The sequence below is a fragment of the Kocuria flava genome (assembly GCF_001482365.1).
Classification (GTDB): Bacteria; Actinomycetota; Actinomycetes; order Actinomycetales; family Micrococcaceae; genus Kocuria; species Kocuria flava.
Genome location: NZ_CP013254.1, coordinates 3,346,222 through 3,366,594 on the forward strand (window position 1 = coordinate 3,346,222; position 20,373 = coordinate 3,366,594).

The 20,373-nt window shown below is 74.2% G+C and carries 19 protein-coding genes and 1 pseudogene; 11 read left to right on the forward strand and 9 right to left on the reverse strand.

Going from position 1 to position 20,373, the window contains the following annotated elements; translation table 11 throughout:
- Positions 1-192: 192 nt before the first annotated feature.
- Together AS188_RS14950 and AS188_RS14955 are read right to left on the reverse strand one after the other, a co-directional pair.
- Complete coding sequence (locus tag AS188_RS14950) at positions 193-1,170, reverse strand: NAD-dependent epimerase/dehydratase family protein (RefSeq protein ID WP_147050494.1); 978 nt, start codon at positions 1,168-1,170, stop codon at positions 193-195.
- A 67-nt stretch (positions 1,171-1,237) separates the two neighbouring features.
- Positions 1,238-2,452 carry a glycosyltransferase gene (locus tag AS188_RS14955; protein ID WP_058859508.1) on the reverse strand — a complete coding sequence of 405 codons (1,215 nt, stop codon included), beginning with the start codon at positions 2,450-2,452 and terminating at the stop codon, positions 1,238-1,240.
- Between the two features lie 182 nt (positions 2,453-2,634).
- Between AS188_RS14955 and AS188_RS14960 the strand changes: the two genes are divergently transcribed.
- Entirely contained in the window at positions 2,635-3,420 is a 786-nt protein-coding gene (locus tag AS188_RS14960) for a VOC family protein (RefSeq protein ID WP_058859509.1), read from the forward strand.
- A 59-nt stretch (positions 3,421-3,479) separates the two neighbouring features.
- Here the strand turns inward: AS188_RS14960 and AS188_RS14965 are convergent, their stop codons facing one another.
- From AS188_RS14965 to AS188_RS14975, 3 genes are read right to left on the reverse strand one after another with little or no spacing between them, the layout of a single operon-like run.
- Positions 3,480-4,133, reverse strand: a complete 654-nt coding sequence (locus tag AS188_RS14965; RefSeq protein WP_058859510.1) for a LutC/YkgG family protein — start codon at positions 4,131-4,133, stop codon at positions 3,480-3,482.
- Complete coding sequence (locus tag AS188_RS14970; RefSeq protein ID WP_236945003.1) at positions 4,130-5,773, reverse strand: LutB/LldF family L-lactate oxidation iron-sulfur protein; 1,644 nt, start codon at positions 5,771-5,773, stop codon at positions 4,130-4,132. Before AS188_RS14970 ends, AS188_RS14965 begins: the two co-directional genes overlap by 4 nt.
- Complete coding sequence (locus tag AS188_RS14975) at positions 5,770-6,618, reverse strand: (Fe-S)-binding protein (protein WP_058859511.1); 849 nt, start codon at positions 6,616-6,618, stop codon at positions 5,770-5,772. The genes AS188_RS14970 and AS188_RS14975 overlap by 4 nt, the downstream gene beginning before the upstream one ends.
- A 226-nt stretch (positions 6,619-6,844) precedes the next feature.
- Between AS188_RS14975 and AS188_RS14980 the strand changes: the two genes are divergently transcribed.
- Positions 6,845-8,515, forward strand: a complete 1,671-nt coding sequence (locus AS188_RS14980) for an L-lactate permease (RefSeq protein ID WP_058859512.1) — start codon at positions 6,845-6,847, stop codon at positions 8,513-8,515.
- 192 nt (positions 8,516-8,707) lie between these two features.
- Positions 8,708-9,505, forward strand: a complete 798-nt coding sequence (locus tag AS188_RS14985; protein ID WP_058859513.1) for a FadR/GntR family transcriptional regulator — start codon at positions 8,708-8,710, stop codon at positions 9,503-9,505.
- 421 nt (positions 9,506-9,926) lie between these two features.
- On the opposite strand, the gene AS188_RS14990 is transcribed toward AS188_RS14985, so the two are convergent.
- On the reverse strand, positions 9,927-10,580 hold the full coding sequence (locus AS188_RS14990; RefSeq protein ID WP_261766167.1) for a response regulator: 654 nt from the start codon (positions 10,578-10,580) through the stop codon (positions 9,927-9,929).
- A 247-nt stretch (positions 10,581-10,827) separates the two neighbouring features.
- Between AS188_RS14990 and AS188_RS16990 the strand changes: the two genes are divergently transcribed.
- Genes AS188_RS16990 through AS188_RS15000 form a run of 3 tightly spaced genes read left to right on the forward strand, consistent with a single transcriptional unit; the run spans position 10,828 to position 12,642 of the window.
- Positions 10,828-10,980: a hypothetical protein gene (locus AS188_RS16990; RefSeq protein WP_157570931.1), complete on the forward strand. Its 153-nt coding sequence runs from the start codon at positions 10,828-10,830 to the stop codon at positions 10,978-10,980.
- Between the two features lie 31 nt (positions 10,981-11,011).
- On the forward strand, positions 11,012-12,244 hold the full coding sequence (locus tag AS188_RS14995; protein WP_147050491.1) for a sensor histidine kinase: 1,233 nt from the start codon (positions 11,012-11,014) through the stop codon (positions 12,242-12,244).
- Entirely contained in the window at positions 12,241-12,642 is a 402-nt protein-coding gene (locus AS188_RS15000; protein WP_186815348.1) for an MGMT family protein, read from the forward strand. The genes AS188_RS14995 and AS188_RS15000 overlap by 4 nt, the downstream gene beginning before the upstream one ends.
- Positions 12,643-12,687: 45 nt before the next feature.
- Here the strand turns inward: AS188_RS15000 and AS188_RS15005 are convergent, their stop codons facing one another.
- Together AS188_RS15005 and purD are read right to left on the reverse strand one after the other, a co-directional pair.
- Positions 12,688-13,665: a phosphoribosylaminoimidazolesuccinocarboxamide synthase gene (locus AS188_RS15005; protein ID WP_058859516.1), complete on the reverse strand. Its 978-nt coding sequence runs from the start codon at positions 13,663-13,665 to the stop codon at positions 12,688-12,690.
- Positions 13,662-14,981: a phosphoribosylamine--glycine ligase gene (gene purD, locus AS188_RS15010; protein WP_058859517.1), complete on the reverse strand. Its 1,320-nt coding sequence runs from the start codon at positions 14,979-14,981 to the stop codon at positions 13,662-13,664. Before purD ends, AS188_RS15005 begins: the two co-directional genes overlap by 4 nt.
- Positions 14,982-15,096: 115 nt before the next feature.
- Between purD and AS188_RS15015 the strand changes: the two genes are divergently transcribed.
- The 5 genes and pseudogenes from AS188_RS15015 (at position 15,097) to purM (ending at position 19,799) form a co-directional block, all read left to right on the forward strand.
- Positions 15,097-16,128, forward strand: a complete 1,032-nt coding sequence (locus AS188_RS15015; RefSeq protein WP_058859518.1) for an asparaginase — start codon at positions 15,097-15,099, stop codon at positions 16,126-16,128.
- 4 nt (positions 16,129-16,132) lie between these two features.
- A complete protein-coding gene (locus tag AS188_RS15020; RefSeq protein WP_058859519.1) occupies positions 16,133-16,498 on the forward strand; it encodes a sterol carrier family protein in 366 nt (121 codons plus the stop codon).
- Positions 16,499-16,508: 10 nt separating this feature from the next.
- Positions 16,509-16,901 (forward strand): hypothetical protein, encoded by a 393-nt coding sequence (locus AS188_RS15025; RefSeq protein WP_058859520.1) that lies wholly within the window; start codon positions 16,509-16,511, stop codon positions 16,899-16,901.
- 5 nt (positions 16,902-16,906) lie between these two features.
- Positions 16,907-18,676, forward strand: coding sequence for an amidophosphoribosyltransferase (purF, locus tag AS188_RS15030; RefSeq protein ID WP_083529493.1), 1,770 nt, complete (start codon positions 16,907-16,909; stop codon positions 18,674-18,676).
- Positions 18,677-18,679: 3 nt separating this feature from the next.
- A pseudogene (purM, locus tag AS188_RS15035) lies at positions 18,680-19,799 on the forward strand (phosphoribosylformylglycinamidine cyclo-ligase).
- Positions 19,800-19,991: 192 nt separating this feature from the next.
- Here the strand turns inward: purM and AS188_RS15040 are convergent.
- Positions 19,992-20,213, reverse strand: coding sequence for a DUF3073 domain-containing protein (locus AS188_RS15040; RefSeq protein ID WP_058859521.1), 222 nt, complete (start codon positions 20,211-20,213; stop codon positions 19,992-19,994).
- Positions 20,214-20,373: the final 160 nt, after the last annotated feature.

A 20,373-nucleotide genomic window follows, 5' to 3' on the forward strand; every position in this document is an offset into this window, starting at 1 on the left:
AGTGTCTCGGAAAGGTCCACCAAAAAGCACTGTCAAATCCTTCCTCACCATTGTGATTTCCGGAATACCGAGTTCCGTCATTCCACGGCGAAAGGCGGCACAATCAGCAGAATTGTCCTTTCCCGGACATGCCGGAGACGTGCGGCTGACCACGAGACGCGGGCCCTGGCCGGCACCTCTCCGGCCGGCGGTTCAGGCGGCGGCGAGCGCTGCGTCGTCGAGGACGGTGTCCTGCTCGGTCCAGCCGGTCTCCGGCGGATGCGCCAGGTGCCAGCGGACGGACTCGGCCACCCGTTCCGCCGGGTCGCCGGGCGCCCAGCCGAGGACCTCCTGCGCCCGGTGCACGGAGGACAGCAGGTGCTGGGCAGGCGCGCCGGTGAGCACGAGCTCGGGCGGCAGCGCCGCGTCGGGCACCCGGACCAGCTCGAGGGACGCGCCGGCGGCCTCGACGATCTGCTCGAACCATGCCCGGATCGGCAGGACGGCCGGCTCGGCGAGGTTGAACGTCGCCCCGGCCGCGGCGGGGGTGTCCAGGGCGGCGAGCACGCCGGTGGCGACGTCGTCGACGTGGGCGCGCGACCACAGCAGGTTCCCGGCTCCGATCGGCATGCGGGTGCGCCCGGCGCGGATCCGCCGCAGCACCACGTCCTCGCGGTGCTGCGCGTCGTGCGGGCCGTAGACCATGGGCAGGCGCAGGACCACGGCCCCGCGCCCGGCCCAGGCCTCCTCGACGTCGAGCTTCTCGTAGTCCTCCGGGATCCCCGGCAGGCCGGCACCGCGGTACGGGCAGCGCTCGGCGCGCAGCGGGGCCTGCTCGTCGAGCGGCACCGCCGCGGTGCAGCGGCCGGTGCGCAGCCCGGTGTAGGCCTCGTAGACGTCGTGGCTGGAGAGCACCACGGTGGGCACCTCGGGGAGCGCGTCGAGCACCGCGGTCACGTCGGCGCGGGTCAGGGCGTAGGCGTCCACGACGGCCGTGGGCGCGAACTCGCGGATCCGGTCGGTGTGCCGGGCGAGATCGCGCCGGTCGGTGTGCAGGTGGCCCACCGGCACCCAGGGGCGCGGTTCGTGCCCGCCGCGGTGCACGACGAGCACGCGGTCCCCCCGCGCGTGCAGCCGCTCGACCACCCGGCGGCCGATGAAGGTCGTCCCGCCCAGCACCAGCACCCGCATGCCCACGCCTCCCGCGCTCCGCTCCGGTCCTGCTGTGCGCCAGTGTCCCAGAGGAGCGGGCGGGCCGTCACGGGTGCGCCGGCAGGTCCTCCAGCACCGCGAGCGCCGCGGCGAGCCCGTCCTCCTGACGGATCCGCTCCCCCACCTCCTGGGCCCTGCGGCGGCAGCCGAGCGCCTCGCCGACGGCCGCGGTGAGCGCCGTCGTCGTCAGCCTGCGCCGCGACAGGGGCGCGGGGCCGAGGCCCCGCGCGTGGACCTGCCGCCCCCAGAACGGCTGGTCGGCCAGGAAGGGGACGACGACGGCGGGCACGCCCGCCCGCGCCACCGCGTGCACGGTGCCGGCGCCGCCGTGGTGGACGGCCGCCGCGGCGTGCGGGGCCAGCAGGTCCAGCGGCGCCCCGGCCCGCACGAGCACGTCCGGGCCGGCGCAGTCCTCGGACAGGGCGAGCCCGCCCCAGCCGGTGAGCAGCAGCGTGCGCAGCCCGTGGGCCCGGGCGGCCCCGACCACGGCACGTCCCCGGGCGAGCGGGTCCCCGGCGGCCATCGAGCCGAAGATCGCGAGCAGGAAGGGCCCGCTGCGGGCGAAGTCCTCGACGGCGGGCTCCAGCGCCGCTCCGGGCGAGGAGTCGTGCCAGGCGCCGGTGAGGTGGACGCTCGCCGGCCAGTCGGCGGGCCGGGCCAGCAGCTGGGGGCTCGCGGCCACGAGCGTCGCGGTCGGCGGCGCCAGGGCGGCCGCCACGGCGCCGGTGTTCCCGCCCGGCAGCGAGGCGCACGCGCGGAGGAGATCGCGGCGGAACATCCGGGTGGCGCCGCGGCCCACGGCGTAGGTGGACCGGTTGAGAGGCCCGAGGTCCCGGTGCACCACGCCGGGCGCGGGGAACTCGCCGGTCGGGGTGAGCACGGGCACCGCCTCGACGAGCACGTGCGGCACCCCGAGGGCCCGGGCCGCGGCGGGTGCGGTGAGGACCTTGGCGTGGTGGACCACCGCGTCGGGCCGGAAGGCGAGGGTCTCGCGCACCGCGGCGGCCAGCATCCGCCGCATGCCCGGGCCCACCTCGCGGCGGAAGTACCGCACGGCCGTCCACGGGGAGATGCCGTGCTCGGCGACCAGCCGGTGGAAGTCGACGTCGAGGCCGACCGCGTCCAGCCCGGCGAGGTCCACCCCCGGGTTCTCGGGGACGCCGAGGCGGACCTCGTGGCCGGCGGCGGTCGCGCGGTGGGCCAGCGCCGCGAAGGGCTCGACGTCCCCGCGGGTGCCCGAGGTCAGCAGCAGCAGTCGCACGGTCCCAGTGTGCTCCTCCCCCTCCGCCGCGGCACGGAACGTCCGCGCCGGGATGTGACGGAGCCGCCGTTAGCGCGTCCGGGGCGCTTCCTAGCATGAGGAGTGTCGGGGGTCACACCGGCCGGCGCGGCCTCCCGGCACATCCATCCCGAACGTGAGCAGCACTGCGGAGGACGATCGTCATGACCACGCACTCGAACCCCTGGCCCGCCGGCACGCCCTGCTGGGTGGACCTGATGGCCACCGACCTGGAGCGGACCCAGGCCTTCTACCGCGACGTCCTCGGCTGGGACTACACCGCGTCCCAGCCCGAGTACGGCGGCTACTGCAACGCCCAGGTCGGCGGCGAGATGGTCGCGGGCCTCTCCCCCACGATGGAGGGCATGGAGTCCGCCCCGCACGCGTGGTCGGTCTACCTCGCGACCGGCGACATCGCCGCCCACGCCACGACGGCCGTGGAGGCTGGCGCCACGCAGGTCTACGAGCCGATGGAGGTCGGGCCCTTCGGCTCGATGGCGATACTCACGGACCCCACCGGGGCGACCTTCGGGCTGTGGCAGGCCAAGGAGCACGTCGGCTTCACTCGCACCGAGGAGCCGGGCGCGGTGGCCTGGTGCGACCTGATGACCGCCGACCCGGCCGCGGCCCGGGACTTCTACGGCCGGCTCTTCGGCTACGAGTACCAGGACATCGGCGGCGAGTCGATGCCCTACGCCCTGTTCACGGTCCCCGGCGGGGACCGGCCGGCCGGCGGGATCGGCGGCCCGGACCCGAACGCCGGGGCCGCCCAGCCCGGGTGGGGCGTGGCCTTCCAGGTCGAGGACGTCGACGCCGCCGCCGAGCGGGTGCGCACCGCCGGGGGCACGGTCAGCTCGGAGCCCTCGGACTTCGAGTACGGGCGCATGGCGGTGGCGGCCGGCCCGGACGGCGAGGTCTTCGTCATCATGACCCCGTCGGAGTCGATGTAGCCGCCCGGGGACGGCCGCCGGCGGGCCGGGGCGAGGCGCCCCGGCCCGTTCGGCCGGGCTCAGCCGAGCAGGATCACGTCCAGCCGGCGCGGGCCGTGGACGCCCTCGACGCGCTCGAGCTCGATGTCCGAGGTCGCCGAGGGGCCGGAGATCATCGTGACCGGCGCGGTCGGCTCGATCCGGGCCAGGGCCTCGGGGATCAGCTCCACCACCGTCTCCAGCGGGACGATGCAGATGTGGTGGTCGGGCACGAGGCTGATCGCCCGCCGGCCCTCGTCGGGGCGGCCGGTGAGGAAGATCGTGCCGGTCTCGGCGCACGAGACGGTGGAGGAGGTGACCACGGCGTCGACCGCGTTGAGCTCGCGCACCCCCAGGGCCGAGGGCGTGCGGGCGTCGTTGGGGTCGGCGATCGCCCGGCGGGCGGCGGTCTCCTCGGGCAGCCACGCCGTGTCGATCCCGGCGGGGACCACGTAGCGGGCCGAGGCGCCGAGCAGCTCCGCGATCCGCCCGGGCAGGGACTCGGGCGTCTCGCGGTGGACCCCGGCCTTGTAGTCGACCAGCCGGTCCTCGAGCATCTCGATGACCTCGGCGCCCGCCCGCCCGGAGGTCCTCCGGTAGGTGCGGGCCGCCGGGGCGGGCGCCGGGGCGTCGTGCAGGGCCCCGCGGATGCGCGCCAGGATCTCGGCCTTGGCCTCGGTGTGCGCGGTGCTCATCGGTCCTCCTCCGGGCGGTCGTGCGGGGCGTCCACGGGCTGGGCATCCCCGGGGCGGTCGTGCGGGACGTCCGCGGGGCCTGCCGCCCCGTCGGCGGCCAGGCGCTGGTCGGTCTCGCCGGCGTGGCCGGCCCACCAGTTGCGGAAGGACTCCCTGGGCGGGGCGGGGATGTCCCGCTCGTCGGTCCAGCCGCCCACCACCCCGGGCAGCCAGGAGATCGCCCGGTCCTTCCCGGCGACGACCCGCCCCAGGGGCAGGCCCTTCTCGGCGAGCGCCATCCGCCGGCCGGAGGACATGACGAAGGAGGCGCCCTTCATCAGGAGGTCCATCTGGGACGGGGCCTTGGGGGTGCGCCGGGTCCGGGCCGGTGCGGCTGCGGCGCCGTCGTCGGAGCGCTCCCCGTGCTGGGTGCGCACGTCCTCGTCGCGCAGGTGGACGAGGATCTCGGGGATGTTGATCTTCACCGGGCACACGTCGTAGCAGGCCCCGCACAGCGAGGACGCATAGGGCAGGGAGGCGTTCTGCTCGGAGGTGATGCCGGTCAGCTGCGGGGAGAGGATCGCGCCGATGGGCCCCGGGTAGGTCGAGCCGTAGGCGTGACCGCCGGCCTGCTCGTAGACCGGGCAGACGTTCAGGCACGCCGAGCAGCGGATGCAGTGCAGCGCCGAGCGGCCCTTCGGGTCGGAGAGCACCGCGGAGCGGCCGTTGTCCAGCAGCACCACGTGCACGTCCTGCGGCCCGTCCCCGGGGGTGACCCCGGTCCACATCGAGGTGTAGGGGTTCATCCGCTCCCCCGTGGAGGAGCGCGGGAGCAGCTGCAGGAACACCTCGAGGTCCTCGAAGGTGGGCACGATCTTCTCGATGCCCATCACGGTGATCAGGGTCTCGGGCAGGGTCAGGCACATGCGTCCGTTGCCCTCGGACTCGACCACGGTCAGCGTCCCCGTCTCGGCCACGCCGAAGTTCGCCCCGGAGATCGCCACGGAGGTCGAGAGGAACTTCTCGCGCAGGTGCTTGCGGGCCGCCTCGGCGAGGTCGCGCGGCTCGGCCGTGAGGCTCTCGTCGGTCTCGGGCATCTGCTCGAGGAAGATGTCGCGGATCTCGTGGCGGTTCTTGTGGATCGCCGGCACGAGGATGTGCGAGGGCCGGTCGTGGCCCAGCTGGACGATCAGCTCCGCCAGGTCGGTCTCGGTCGCGGTGATCCCGTGGGCCTCGAGGTGGTCGTCGAGGGCGATCTCCTGGGTGGCCATGGACTTGATCTTGATGACGTCCGTGGAGCCGGTGGCCTGGACGAGCCCGGTGATGATCCGGTTGGCCTCCTCGGCGTCGCGGGCCCAGTGCACGGTGCCGCCGCGGGCGGTGACGTTGGCCTCGAACTGCTCGAGCAGCTCGGGCAGGTGCGCCATCACCTGCTCCTTGATCGCCGAGCCGGCGCTGCGCAGCTCCTCCCAGTCGGGCAGCTCCTCCACGACCCGGGCGCGCTTGCCGCGGATCGTGTGGGTGGCGTGGCGGATGTTCGCCCGCATCTGCGTGTTGCCCAGCTCGGCCTCGGCGGCCTCGGGGAACGGGACGGCGGTGTGCAGCCGGCCGTGCCCGTGCACGGGCCTCACGGCGGGCATGCCCAGGGCGGTGCGGCTCATCGGGGACCTCCTGCGGTCTGGGTCGGGACGGACGACGACGGGCGCGCCGGCCGCCGCGGGATGGACAGCTCCACCGGCCCGGAGACCTCCAGCGGGTTCCGGCGGGTGGAGGCGAGGATCTCGGCGAAGTGGACGGTGCCCACCCCGGTGCCCCGGCGGGCCATGGCCCCGCCCAGGTGCATCAGGCAGGAGGCGTCCCCGCCGGTGCACAGCTCGGCGCCGGTGGCCTCGATGTTGCCGATCTTCTCCTCGGCCATCGCCGCGGAGACGTCCGGGTTCTTGAAGGAGAAGGTCCCGCCGAACCCGCAGCACTCCTCGGCGTCGGGCAGCTCGACGAGCTCGACCCCGGCCACCGAGGCCACCAGGTCCTTCTGCCGGTCGCCCAGGCGCAGCAGGCGCATCCCGTGGCAGGAGGGGTGGTAGGTCACCGTGTGCGGGAACCACGAGCCCAGCTGGGCCGCGGCGTCGGTGACGCCCAGGACGTCGGTGAGCAGCTGGGAGAGCTCGTAGGTGTTCCCCGCGACGGCCTCGGCGGCGGCCGCGAGCTCCTCGTCCCCGCCGGCGCGGGCGACCATCGGCTGCTGGTGGCCCAGCGAGGCCACGCAGGACCCGGAGGGGGCCACGGCGACGTCGTAGTCGGCGGCCGTGAAGGCCTTCACGTGGTTGCGCACCACGGGCAGGGCATCGGCCAGGTACCCGCTGTTGACGTGCATCTGCGAGCAGCACCCCTGGCCGGGCGGGAAGACGACCTCGTGGCCCAGGCGCTCGAGCACCCGCACGGTGGCCAGGGCCACGCGGGGGTACATCGCGTCCACGATGCACGTGGCGAACAGGGCGATTCTCATGCGACCTCCGGGTCCGGGACGACGACGGCGGGGCGCACCGGCCCCTGTGGTCTGACCATAGTAGACCAGTGAGATCCACCCCACAATCGCCCCTCCGGGAGGCGGCGCAACGGACCGGCACGGAGTTGCCCTGTGATGCAGGTCATGTATCCTACGTGGTCAGACCACTGTGGTCCGACCATAACGGACCGCGCCCTCCTGTCCACCCCGAACCCCGGGAGTCCGAGTGACCACCTTCACCTCGACGACGGACGCCGTCGGCGGGAGCGTCGCGCTCTCCGCCCTCGTCGGCACCGTCCCCCTGCTCACCTTTTTCGTCATGCTCCTCGGCGTGAAGGCCCGCGCCTACCTCTCCGGCGCGACCGCGCTCGTGGTGGCCGTCGTCGTCGCCGTCCTGGCCTTCGGCATGCCGCTGGGACTGGCGGTGCTCTCCGCGACCCAGGGCGCGGTCTTCGGCTTCTTCCCGATCGTGTGGATCGTGGTCATGGCGCTGTGGTTCTACCAGGTGACCGTGCTCAGCGGCCGCTTCGAGGACATGCGCACGATCTTCGACACCATCGGCGGCGGGGACCTGCGGATCCAGGCGATCCTCATCGCCTTCTGCTTCGGCGGCCTGCTCGAGGCCCTCGCCGGCTTCGGCGCCCCGGTGGCGATCACCGCGACCATGATCCTGGCCCTGGGGCTGAAGCCCCTGAAGACCGCGACCGTGGTGCTCATCGCCAACACCGCGCCCGTGGCCTTCGGCGCGGTGGCCATCCCGATCACCACCGCCGGCGTGCTCACCGGCCTGGACCCCGCCCGGATCGGCGCGGTCGTGGGCCACCAGGCGCCGTTCTTCGCGCTGCTGGTGCCCTTCATCCTGCTGCTCATCATCGACGGCGCCCGCGGGCTCAAGGAGGCCTGGCCGGCCGCCCTCGTGATCGGCGGCTCCTTCGCGATCGCCCAGTGGTGGTGCGCCACGTACTTCTCCTACGAGCTCACCGACGTCGTCGCCTCCCTCGTGGGCCTGGCCTCGGCCGTGGTGCTGCTGCGCTTCTGGCGACCCAAGGGCGCCGAGGGCGTGCGCACCCGCCTGGGCGTCGAGAAGCCGCCCGCACCCGAGGGGCTGACCCCGGCGCGCGTGTGGATGGCCGTGCTGCCCTACGTGCTCGTCGTGGCCGTGTTCGGCATCGCCAAGCTGTGGACCCTCGGCGCCGACGTCCCCGCCGCCCTGGCCGCCACCGACGTGGCCGTGCCCTGGCCCGGGCTCGACGGGCGCCTCGTCGACGGCGCCGGCGAGCCGATCACCAGCACGGTCTACAAGTTCCAGTGGCTCTCCAGCCCCGGCACGCTGCTGCTGATCACCGGTCTGCTCGTGGCCGTGATCTACTCCGTGTTCACCGCCAACGGCCGCTTCAAGCTCTCGGTCGGCAACGCCGTGGCGGAGATCGGCCGGTCCTTCTGGAAGATGCGCTTCTCGGCACTGACCATCATGAGTGTGCTCGCCCTGGCCTACGTCATGAACTTCTCCGGCCAGACCATCGCGATCGGCACCTGGGTCGCCGGCCTCGGCGCGGCCTTCGCCTTCTTCTCCCCCGTGCTCGGCTGGCTCGGCACCGCCGTGACCGGCTCGGACACCTCGGCCAACGCGCTGTTCTCCAACCTGCAGAAGACCGCCGCCGAGGGCACGGGCCTGGACCCGCACCTGATGACCGCCGCCAACACCTCCGGCGGCGTGGTCGGCAAGATGATCTCCCCGCAGTCCCTGGCCATCGCCGCGACGGCCGTGGGCATGGAGGGCAAGGAGTCCGCCATCTTCCGCTCGGTGATCTGGTGGTCGGTGGGCCTGCTCGTGCTGCTGTGCACCCTGGTGTTCCTGCAGTCCAACGTGCTGGCCTGGATGCTCCCGACCTCCTGACCCGCCGCCTCCCCTCATCCCCTCGCAACCCGCGAGATCCCCTCGACCGCACGAGCCCCCACGCCCCGGCGCATCCGGCGTGGGGGCTCGTCGCCACCGTGGGTTCCCGCGGGGACCCTGCGGACGCCTCGCGGACGGGCGGCCGCGGGGTTCCTAGAATGGACCGTTGACCCCCGACCCCAGGAGCGGCCCGTGCCCGCGCCATCGCGCACCTACACCGTCGTCCTCGACTGGCTCGAGGACCGCCTGCGCTCCGGGGGGATCGCCGTGGGCGACAAGCTGCCGGGCGAGCGGGCCCTCGCCGAGGAGTTCGGCATCTCGCGGGCCTCGGTCCGCGAGGCCATCCGCATCCTCGACGCCATGGGCCTGGTCCGCTCCTCGACCGGCTCCGGCCCGAACGCCGGGGCGATCGTGATCTCCGAGCCCTCGGCCGCGCTGGCCTGGGCGCTGCGGATGCACGTGGCAACCCGGTCCCTGCCCGTGCGCGACCTGGTGCAGACCCGCCTGCTGCTCGAGACCCAGTCCGCCCACGAGGCCACCGCCGTGCCCGACGGGCCCGAGCGCGATGCCGCGCTCGGGCGGGCCGCGGAGCTGGTGGCGGCCATGGACGACCCCGGGCTGCCCGACGAGGACTTCCACGCCCGCGACGCCGAGTTCCACGTGGTGCTCGCCTCCCTCGCCGGCAACGTCGTCGTCGGCACGATCATGGCCTCGCTGCGCCAGGCGATGATCGGCTACGTGCAGGAGACGGTCGCCGGCCTCGACGACTGGCCGGCCGTGCGCCGCACCCTCCAGGAGCACCACGAGGCCATCCTCGCGGCGTTCCGGGACCGCCGGGGCGAGGACGCCGCGGCCGCCCTGCGGGAGCACATCACGTGGTTCTTCGGCCTGCGCGTGGAGCAGGAGGAGCAGCAGCGGCAGGGGCGCGCGGCACGCGAGGTGCGGGTCCGGCCGAGCGCCGGCACGCCCTCCGCCTCCGGCGGCTCCTGACCCAGCGCCCGCGCCCCGGCCGCGGACAGCACGACGGCGGCCCCACCGGACTCCGGTGGGGCCGCCGTTCTCGCCACGAGGTGCACGCGGGGGGTCGTGCCGGGCAGATGCACGGTAGGGGGCCCTGGGCCGAGGGGGGGGGTGCAAGGTGATCCAGGCCTTGCGCGGCCGTTCCGGGACCGGGGGGACGGGTCCGGGGCGGCCCCCTACCGTGAGCAGGTCGGTGGACCATCCGGTCCTGCGCGCAGCCGTTCGTGGGGGGACTCGGGCCGCGCGCCGGGCGGATGTCTCTCACCCATCCACCGACGTTCTTTCTCTGCTCGCACTGACGAGTCTGCCCCAGTGCACGATGTGTTTGAATGCACTTTCGTCTACACCTCCGCTGGACGCAGGTCCAGGGGCGGCGACCGGCGGCACCGCCTCAGACGTCGCGCAGCTGCGGCTCCACGAGACCGCTCTGATAGGCCTTGATCAGCGCCTGGACCCGGTCGCGGACCCCGAACTTCTCACAGACCCGCCCGAGGTAGGCCTTCACGCTCCCCTCGGAGACGTGCATCTGCGCGGCGATCTCCCGGTTGCTCAGGCCCTGGGCCAGGAGGGTGACCGTCTCCATCTCCCGGTCGGTCAGCAGGGACCGCAGGTTGTCGTCGGCGGGACGCGACTGGGTGTCCGGGACCGAGATGACGTTGTCGGCCAGCGCCCGGGCGATCGCCGGCGAGAGCGCGATCTCGTTGTCCATGACCTGGTGGACAGCGGTGATGATCTCCTCCGGCCGGGCGTCCTTGACGAGGTAGCCGGCGGCGCCGGCGCGCAGCGCGGGGACCACGAACTCCAGGGTGGAGAAGGTGGTCAGCGCCAGCACCTTCGAGCGCGGGCTGTGCCGGGTGATGAGGCTCGTGGCCTCGATGCCGTCCATCACGGGCATCTTCATGTCCATCAGCACCACGTCGGGGTCCAGGGCCGCGCAGCGGTCGACCCCCTCCTTGCCGTTCGAGGCCGTGCCGATCACCTCGAACCCCGGCTCGGCGGAGAAGAAGGACTTGAGGGCCTCCAGCATCAGGGGTTGGTCGTCCACGACCAGGACTCTGCAATCACTCACGCCGACCAGTCTCTTTTCCATGCAGGGTCATGCGCAAGGGGTAACTTTCGACAATAGTCACGCGAGCACTGGACAAAGGTGGCTGGATGAAGGTAGTTCGCGTTGGCAAAGTAGTGGACATCAGGGCAGCACACCCCCCCTGGCGGCAGGAACGACTCTCCCCCGACGGTTCCCGCCGCTCCCCCCGATCCGGTGCTGCACTGCCGATCCACAGGAGCCCCCCATGAACATGAAGAAGCTGACCACCGCTCTCGCCTCCGCCGCTCTCGCCGCGTCCTTCATCGTGGCGCCGGTCGCCCCCGCGAACGCCGCCGGCGTGATCATCCCCATGGGCCCCCGCGCCACGATCTGCTACTACGTTCCGTTCTGGTGCTGAGCCACGGTGACCGTGTGCTAGACCTCTCCTAGTGAGCACGACAGCCGAGCGACAAGCACAAGCGCCGCGCGCAGCCCGGAAGATCCCCTTCTTCCACTCCGAGCCCCTGGCTCGGTGGCTGCGCACGGTGCTTTTGCTTATTGCGACGTTTGCAGTGCTCGACGACCTGCGTGACATCTTCCAGGCGTGGCTGGACGGAAGCATCGACGCGGACCACATCGAGTCCGCGATCGACAGTGTCCTCGCCTACGTCGCGATCGGGATGCTGGCCAGCCGTCCGACATGGGCAGCAGTGGTGTCCCTCGGGTGCCTGGCCTTCTCACTCCACATCGACCAGTACCCCATGGCCGCGCTCACGGCGACGGTCATCACCACGGCGGTCGTGGCGACGGCGACGCGGCGCTTCGTCACCGTTCACCTGTCGGTGTACGGCGCGTGGATCCTTTTCGCCGCGGTGAAGCACCCGGACGAATCCATCATCTTCTGGAGTCTGAGCGCGGTGACCATCGTCGGCGCGCTGATCGGTTCCGCGATCCGCTACTTCGGGGCCCAGCGTCGGCGCGCGGAGGAGCGGGTCCGGGACCTCGAGATCCTCAACGAGCGGCTGCGGGAGGACGAGCGCCAGGCGCTGGCCCGGGACCTGCACGACGTCGTCGCCCACGAGCTGACCCTCATCACGATGCAGACGATGAGCCGGCGCCGCTCGGAGGACCTCCAGGAGCTGCACGGCGTGCTCGAGACGGTCGAGGGCGCGGCGCGCTCGGCGCTGTACGAGCTGCGGGTGCTCCTGCGGCTGCTGCGCAACGAGAACGACGGCGAGCACCCCCGCGACGTCACGGGCGCCGGCTTGGCCATCGGCAGCCTCGAGCACGTGGTCACCTCGCTCGCGGCGAGCCTGACCGACCTGCGCTTCGCGCCGCAGGTGGTCATCACGGGCGACCTCGAGGCGATGCCGACCACGGCCCGCGGCACCGCGGCACGGATCCTGCAGGAGGCGGTCACCAACATCATCAAGTACGCCCCGCGCGGCGCCGACTGCCGGATCGAGGTCACGGCCGCCGACCACGAGCTGCACCTGCGCGTCACCAACCCGCTCCCCCGCACGGGAACCAAGACCCGGGGCGGCGAGCTGTCCTCGGGCCTGGGCCTGCGCGGGATCACCGAGCGCGTCTCGCTGCTCGGCGGCCGGGCCGAGGCCGGCCCGGAGGACGGCCGGTGGGTCGTGGACGTGGTCCTGCCCGGGGACGGGCCCGACGCGCTGTGACGGCACCGGGCGAGCTCGCCGTCCGGGTCGCACGGATCGTCGCGGCGATCCCGGCCGGGCACGTGCTGACCTACGGGGACGTCGCCGAGCTCGCGGAGTGCCGCTCCGCGCGCCTCGTGGGCACGCTGATGGCCCGCAACCCCACCGGCGCGGACCTGCCCTGGTGGCGGGTGGTCACGGCGCAGGGCACGCTGCCGCCCCACCTGCGCCCCGAGGCCCGCGAGCGCTGGCGGGACGAGGGCACGCCCGTGCGGGGCTCCGGGGACGGGGACGTGCGCGTGGACCTGGCCCGCGCCCGCTGGACCCCGGAGGACGGTGTGCCCGAGCCCGGGCAGGACCCCGGTGCCGACGGCTTGGGCGCCGACCGGCCGGACCGCGACGACCCGGACGGCAGCTGAGCGCCGGCACCCGCCGGGGACGGGCCGCCGGCGGCGCCGTGCGGGTCAGAACTCCGCGGGTCCGGAGACCTCGAAGAACCCGCCCGCGGGGTCGAACGTGCGGCCGGTGAGCCGCTCGAAGGCCTCGACGTAGCGGGCCCGGGTCTTCTCGACCACGTCCTCGGGCAGCTGCGGCACGGGGCCGGCGCCGTCCCAGCCCGAGGCGTCGGAGCGCAGCCAGTCGCGCACGTACTGCTTGTCGAAGGAGGGCTGGGGCCGTCCCGGCTCCCAGGTCCCGGCGTCCCAGAACCGGGAGGAGTCGGGGGTGAGGACCTCGTCGCCGAGGGTGATGGCCCCGCGGTAGGAGTCGAGACCGAACTCGACCTTGGTGTCGGCCACGATGATCCCACGGTCCCGGGCGATCTCCTCGGCCGCGGTGTAGATCTGCAGGGTGAGCTCGCGCAGCCGGTCCGCCACGGCGTGGCCGACCACGTTCGCCATCTCCGGGAAGGTGATCGGCAGGTCGTGCTCGCCGACGTCGGCCTTGCCGGTGGGGGTGAAGATCGGCGGCTCGAGCCGGGAGCCGTCCACGAGCCCCGGCGGCAGCCGCAGCCCGGAGACTTCCCCGGACTCCCGGTAGTCCTTCAGCCCGGAGCCGGTGAGGTAGCCGCGGGCGATGCACTCGACGGGGAACATCGAGAGGTTCTTGCAGATCACGGCCCGCCCCCGCACGGACTCGTGGACGTCCGTGCTGAGCACGTGGTTGGGCACCGCGGCCAGCTGCTCGAACCACCACAGGGACAGCTGGGTGAGGATCGTGCCCTTGTCGGGGATCTCGGTCGGCAGGATCTCGTCGAAGGCGCTGATCCGGTCGGTGGCGAGCACGAGCACGGACCCGGCGCGGTACTCGGCGTTGTCGGTGATCGCGACCCCGGTCGCGCGCAGGCTCGACTCGTCGGGCACGTAGAGCTCCCGGACCTTGCCGGAGTAGACGTGGGTCCACCCGGGGATCTCGGGCGGGCGTCGGGTGCTCTGCTCGGTCATGCCTGCTCCTGGGGGGACGCGGGGACGGTGGGGACGGCGACCTCGCCGCGGGCGGCCCGCAGCGCGATGTCGGTGCGGTGCTGGGAGCCGGCCAGGCGCACGAGCCCGACCCCGCGGTAGGCGCGCTCGCGGGCGGCGTCGAGGTCCGCGCCGAGGCCGACGACGGCGAGCACCCGCCCGCCGGCCGAGACGGTCGCCCCGGCGTGCCCGGCGCCCTCGGGGGCCACGGCGGTGCCGGCGTGGACCACGTGCACGCCCTCGAGGGCCTCGGCCTCGGCGAGCCCCTCGAGGGGGTCGCCCGTGCGGGGGGCGTCGGGGTAGCCCTGCGCGGCGACGACGACGGTCACCGCCGACTCCGGGCGCCAGCGCAGCCGCTCGGCCTCGTCGAGCCGGCCGGTGGCGGCGTCCAGCAGCAGCCGCCCCAGCGGGGTGGTCAGCCGGGCCAGGACGGCCTGGGTCTCGGGGTCCCCGAAGCGGGCGTTGAACTCGATCACGCGCAGCCCGCGGGAGGTCATGGCGAGCCCGCAGTAGAGCACGCCCACGAACGGGGTGCCGCGCCGGCGCAGCTCGTCGACGGTGGGGCGGGCCACGCGCTCGAGGACCTCGTCGACGAAGCCGGCGGGCAGCCAGGGCAGCGGCGTGTAGGCGCCCATGCCGCCGGTGTTGGGGCCCTCGTCGCCGTCGAAGATGCGCTTGAAGTCCTGGGCGGGGCTCAGCGGCACCACGCGGGTGCCGTCGGTGAGCACGAACAGGGAGACCTCGGGGCCGTCGAGGTACTCCTCGACCACCACGGACCCGCCGGCGGCGAAGCAGGCCTCGGCGTGGGCGAGGGCTGCGGCGCGGTCCGCGGTGACCACGACGCCCTTGCCGGCGGCCAGCCCGTCGTCCTTGACCACGTAGGGGGCGCCGAAGGCGTCGAGGGCGTCGGCGGCCTGGCCCGCGTCGGTGGCCACGCGGGCCATCGCGGTGGGCACGCCCGCGGCGGCCATCACCTCCTTGGCGAAGGCCTTGGAGCCCTCGAGGCGGGCGGCCTCGCGGGAGGGCCCGAACACGGCGAAGCCGGCCTCGCGCAGAGCGTCGGCCACCCCGGCCACGAGCGGGGCCTCGGGGCCGACGACGACGAGGTCGACCGCGAGCTCGCGCGCCAGCCCGGTGGCCGCCGCCGGGTCGTTGGCGTCCACGGCGTGGACCGGGACGAGCTCGGCGATCCCGGCGTTGCCCGGCGCGCTGTGCACCTGCTCCACCTCCGGGTCGGCCAGCAGAGCGCGGATGATGGCGTGTTCGCGGCCGCCGGGGCCCAGTACGAGAACCTTCACGAGCCCCAGGCTAGTTCTCGGCGGGCGGGATTGGCACATCAGCCCCCGCGCGCACCCGCGCGGGCGGGCCGGGGCGGGCCCGGTCCGGGGGTGCCCGGCTGACATACTGGGGCCCATGCAGACCTTCACCTCCGAGCGCGCCGTGGACCTCGCCGTGGTCGAGCGCAGCGGCTTCGTCGAGTCCCGCCACCGCGGCTCCGCCGTCGTCCTCGACCCGGACGGGCGCACGGTCGCGGCCCTCGGGGACGTCGAGGCGCCGACCTTCCCGCGCTCCACGCTCAAGCCGTTCCAGGCGATCGCGGCCATGAAGGCCGGGGTCCCGCTGCGCGGGGCGCAGGTCGCCATCGCCGCGGCCTCCCACACCGGCGCCGCGGAGCACCTCGCCGCGGTGCGCTCGATCCTGGCCGCGGCCGGGTTGGACGAGGACGCGCTGCGCTGCCCGCCGGACTGGCCCGAGGACGAGGACACCCGCACGGAGCTGGTGCGCGGGGGGCGGGGCCGGCAGCGGATCTGCATGAACTGCTCGGGCAAGCACGCGGCGTTCCTGTGGGCGTGCACCGAGAACGACTGGCCCACGGCGACCTACCTCGACCCGGAGCACCCGCTGCAGCGCACCGTCCTGGAGACGGTCGCCGAGTTCGCCGGCGAGCCGGTCGCCCACGTGGGCGTGGACGGGTGCGGGGCGCCGCTGGCGGCGATCTCCCTGACCGGCCTCGCCCGGGCCTACTCGACCCTGGGCCGGGCCGCCGGCAACCTCGACGCCGACGCCCGCGCCGCGACCGTGGCCCAGTGCATGCTCGACTACCCCGAGTACGTCCAGGGCCGCGGGAAGTACAACACCGTGGTGATGGAGGAGCTGGACGTGGTCGCCAAGCTCGGCGCCGAGGGCGTGCTCGCGCTCGGCACCCGCGACGGGTGGGCCGTGGCCCTGAAGGTCCTCGACGGCGGCTCCCGCGCCAACGCGCTGATCGGGCTGAGCCTGCTCGCCCACGCCGGGGCCGTCCCGGACGCGGCCGCCGCGGCCGTCCTCGACCGGGTCGTGCGCCCGGTCATGGGCGGGTCCGAGCCCGTGGGCCGGCTGCGGCTGGCCGAGCCCGTGGTGGAGCTGCTGGGCCCCGAGCGCGCCGCCGCCCTCGGGCAGGCCTGAGGCCGTGGCCCGCCGCCGCATCGACCCCGCCGAGGGCGCCCGCGCCCTGGACGCCTGGCGCGCCGCCCCGGAGGAGACCCCCCGGCCGGTGCTCGCCACCGCCGTGCGCCACGCCCTCGAGGAGCTCGCCGAGCGCGCCCCCGGCAACAGCGTGGAGGTGCGCGTCCCGCCCTTCGGCGTCACCCAGTGCGTGGCCGGGCCCCGGCACACCCGCGGCACCCCGCCCAACGTCGTCGAGACCGACCCCGCCACCTGGCTGGGCCTGGTCACCGGTGCTGTGGCCTGGCCGGAGGCGGTCGCCGCGGGGCGGGTTGTGGCCTCGGGCACACGCACCGACCTCGCGCAGGTGCTGCCCCTCTTTCCCCGGTAACCTGGACGCCATGAGCTCCGCCCCCTCGCCCTCCTCCCCGCGCCCGCCCCGGCGGACGTCCCGGCGCCGGCAGGAGGCCGCGTCCCCCGCCCTCGCCGGGTCCGGCACCCAGCCCATGCTGCTGCGCCGGGCGCCCAACGTGTGGGCCTTCGTCGTCCTCGGCGGCCTGCTGGGCGCGGCGGCCGGGCTCGCCGCGGGCCTGCTCGGCGCCGGCAGCGCGCAGTACACGCAGGGCGCCGTCGTCCTGTTCATGGTCTCGGTCGGCGTCGTCGTCGGCCTGGCCCTCGGAGCGGTCGTGGCCCTGGTCCTCGACCGGATCTCCGTGGCCCGCGCCCGGGCCGTCACCACCGAGGTCGTGGCCGGGGAGACCCCCGCCGGACCCCCGAGCACGAGAGAAGGCTGATCCGAGTGGTCCGACCCGACGGCACCCTCAGCCACGACCTGCTCCCCGGCGAGAAGGGCCCCCAGGACGCGTGCGGCGTCTTCGGCGTCTGGGCCCCCGGCGAGGACGTCGCGAAGCTGGCCTACTACGGCCTCTACGCCCTCCAGCACCGCGGGCAGGAGTCCGCCGGCATCGCCGCCTCCAACGGCGAGCGCATCGCCGTGTACAAGGACATGGGCCTCGTCTCCCAGGTCTTCGACGAGACGACGCTCACCACCCTCACCGGCCACCTGGCCGTGGGCCACTGCCGGTACTCCACGACCGGGGGCTCCTCGTGGGCCAACGCGCAGCCGACCCTGGGGGCGACCCCGCACGGGACCGTGGCGCTCGCGCACAACGGCAACCTGACCAACTCCGCGGAGCTCTTCGACCAGCTCGTGGACAAGTCCGGCTTCCCCTCCAGCGGCGAGATGGCCCAGGGCAACACGACCGACACCGCGCTGGTCACCGCGCTGCTGGCCGAGCACCCGCACGGCTCCCTCGAGGAGGCGGCCATGCACCTGCTGCCGCAGCTGGTGGGCTCCTTCTGCCTGGCGTTCATGGACGAGCACACCCTCTACGCCGCCCGCGACCCGCAGGGCATCCGCCCGCTGGTGCTGGGCCGGCTCGACCGCGGCTGGGTCGTGGCCTCCGAGACCGCCGCCCTGGACATCGTCGGGGCGTCGCTGGTGCGGGAGATCGAGCCCGGGGAGTTCGTGGCCATCGACGAGAACGGCCTGCGCACCCAGCGCTTCGCCGAGACCCGCCGGGCCGCGTGCGTGTTCGAGTACGTCTACCTGGCCCGCCCGGACACGACCATCAACGGCCGCTCGGTCTACGAGTCCCGGGTCGAGATGGGCCGCCGGCTCGCCCGCGAGCACGTGGTCGAGGCCGACCTCGTGATGCCGACCCCCGAGTCCGGCACGCCCGCGGCGATCGGCTACGCCGAGGAGTCCGGGATCCCCTTCGGCAACGGCCTCGTGAAGAACGCCTACGTGGGCCGGACCTTCATCCAGCCCTCGGACACCATCCGCCAGCTCGGCATCCGGCTCAAGCTCAACCCGCTGCGCTCGGTCGTGGCCGGCAAGCGGCTGATCGTCATCGACGACTCGATCGTGCGCGGCAACACCCAGCGGGCCCTGATCCGCATGCTCCGGGAGGCCGGGGCCGCGGAGATCCACGTGCGGATCTCGTCCCCGCCCATCAAGTGGCCGTGCTTCTACGGCATCGACTTCGCCTCCCGGGCGGAGCTGATCGCCAACGGCCTGGGCGTCGAGGAGATCCGGGCGTCCCTGGGGGCCGACAGCCTCGGCTACATCTCCGAGGAGGGCATGGTCGCCGCGACCCGCCAGGAGCGCGGCGAGCTGTGCACCGCGTGCTTCTCGGGCTCCTACCCCACCCGCCTGCCCGACGCCGACAAGCTCGGCAAGGACGTGGTCGAGTCCCGCCGCCGCGCCTCCGGCGGGCCGGCCCGTCCCCCGCGGCGGCCCGAGCACGCCTCGGCCGTGTCGATCGACACCCACCCCTCCGCCGCGGAGGGCCTGGCCCCCGGCGTGCACGAGGACGCGTGCATCTCCGACGCCGACCCGGGCGTGCACCAGGGCTCGACCGGGTGCGACCCCGGCCCGGACGCCGACCTCGAGGACGTCCTGCTGCCCGAGGACCGCGAGCCGGCCCGCGCCGCGACGGGCCCGTCCGCCGCGGGCACCCGCGCCCCCGCCACCGATCCCGCCGCCGAGACCCCGAAGGACGCCTGACCCATGGCCCAGCAGCCCGCCCCCGAGAACCGCACCGTCACCTACGCCAGCGCGGGCGTGGACGTCGAGGCGGGCGACCGCGCCGTCGAGCTTCGGCGGGGTGGGCGGGTTCGCCGGCCTCTACGACGTCTCGGAGCTGCTGTCCTACCGCCGGCCCTACCTGGCGACCTCCACCGACGGGGTCGGCACGAAGGTCGCCATCGCCCAGACCCTCGACGTCCACGACACCATCGGCTACGACCTCGTGGGCATGGTCGTCGACGACATCGTGGTCGTCGGGGCCCGCCCGCTGTTCATGACCGACTACATCGCCACCGGCAAGGTCGTGCCCGAGCGCATCGCCGACATCGTGCGCGGCATCGCGGGCGCCTGCGAGCAGGCGGGCACCGCGCTCGTGGGCGGGGAGACCGCCGAGCACCCGGGGCTGCTGCGCCCCGACGAGTACGACGTCGCGGGCGCGGCCACCGGCGTCGTGGAGGCCGACGAGCTGCTGGGCCCCGACCGGGTGCGCGCCGGTGACGTCGTGATCGGCATGGCCTCCTCCGGGCTGCACTCCAACGGCTACTCCCTGGTGCGCAAGGTCGTCAACGTGGCCGGCTGGTCCCTGGACCGCCAGGTCTCCGAGCTGGGCCGGACCCTGGGCGAGGAGCTGCTCGAGCCGACCCGCGTCTACGCCGCCGACGTCCTCGACCTCGCCGCCGCCTTCCCCGTCAACGGCCCCGACGGCACGACCGGCCACGGGGTGCGCGGGTTCAGCCACGTCACCGGCGGCGGGCTCGCCGCGAACCTCGCCCGCGTGCTGCCGGCCGGGCTCGAGGCCACGGTCGAGCGCTCCACCTGGGAGCTGCCGGCGGTCTTCCAGCTCGTGGCGCAGCTGGGCAGCGTCCCGCTGCCCGACCTCGAGCGCACCCTCAACCTCGGCGTGGGCATGGTCGCGGTCGTGGACCCCGCCGTGGCCGACGACGCCGTCGCCCGCCTCACCGACCGCGGCGTGAGCTCGTGGGTCATGGGCGAGGTGGGCCCGCTCGATCCCGACGCCGACCCCGCGGACCCCGACCGGGTCCAGGGCGCCAAGGGCGTGGACGGCGGCGCGGTGCGCATGACCGGCGCCTACGCCGGCTGAGGGACCCGCTCCCCCGCGCGCCCGCCCCGGCCCTGACGGGTCCGGGGCGGGCGCGCGGGAACGGGCACGACGAACGCCCCGCCGACCGGTGGTCGGCGGGGCGTTCGCGCGCTCCCACGAAGAAGGTGCCCGACCTGCGTGGGCACCCCGTGCGGCTGGAGCCGGTGGAGACGGGCGGAGGGACCGGCCGCGTCAGCGGCGGTCGTCGCCGTAGTCGTCGGCGTACTTGTCGAGGTAGACGGAGTAGTCGTCCTCGTCCGCCGCGAAGCGCTCCTCGGCGGGTTCCTCCAGGGCCGGGCTGCGCTCGCCGCCCCGGAGCTCCTTCTGCAGTGCGGTCAGGTCCGTCTGCGGGCTGAAGTACTTCATCTCCCGCGCCTGCCGTGTCGCCTTAGCCTTCTGACGGCCGCGCCCCATGGCGTGACCCCCTCTGTCTCTTGGTCCGGGCGGCGGTACGTAGGCACACAGTACGGCCCCGGAATGTCATGGAAATGGTTCGTGGGTCCAGGGTACATGCTTTGCCCGGGCGGCGCGCTCCGCGGCCGCTCTGCACAGGCGGCTGTCGCCGATCTCACGG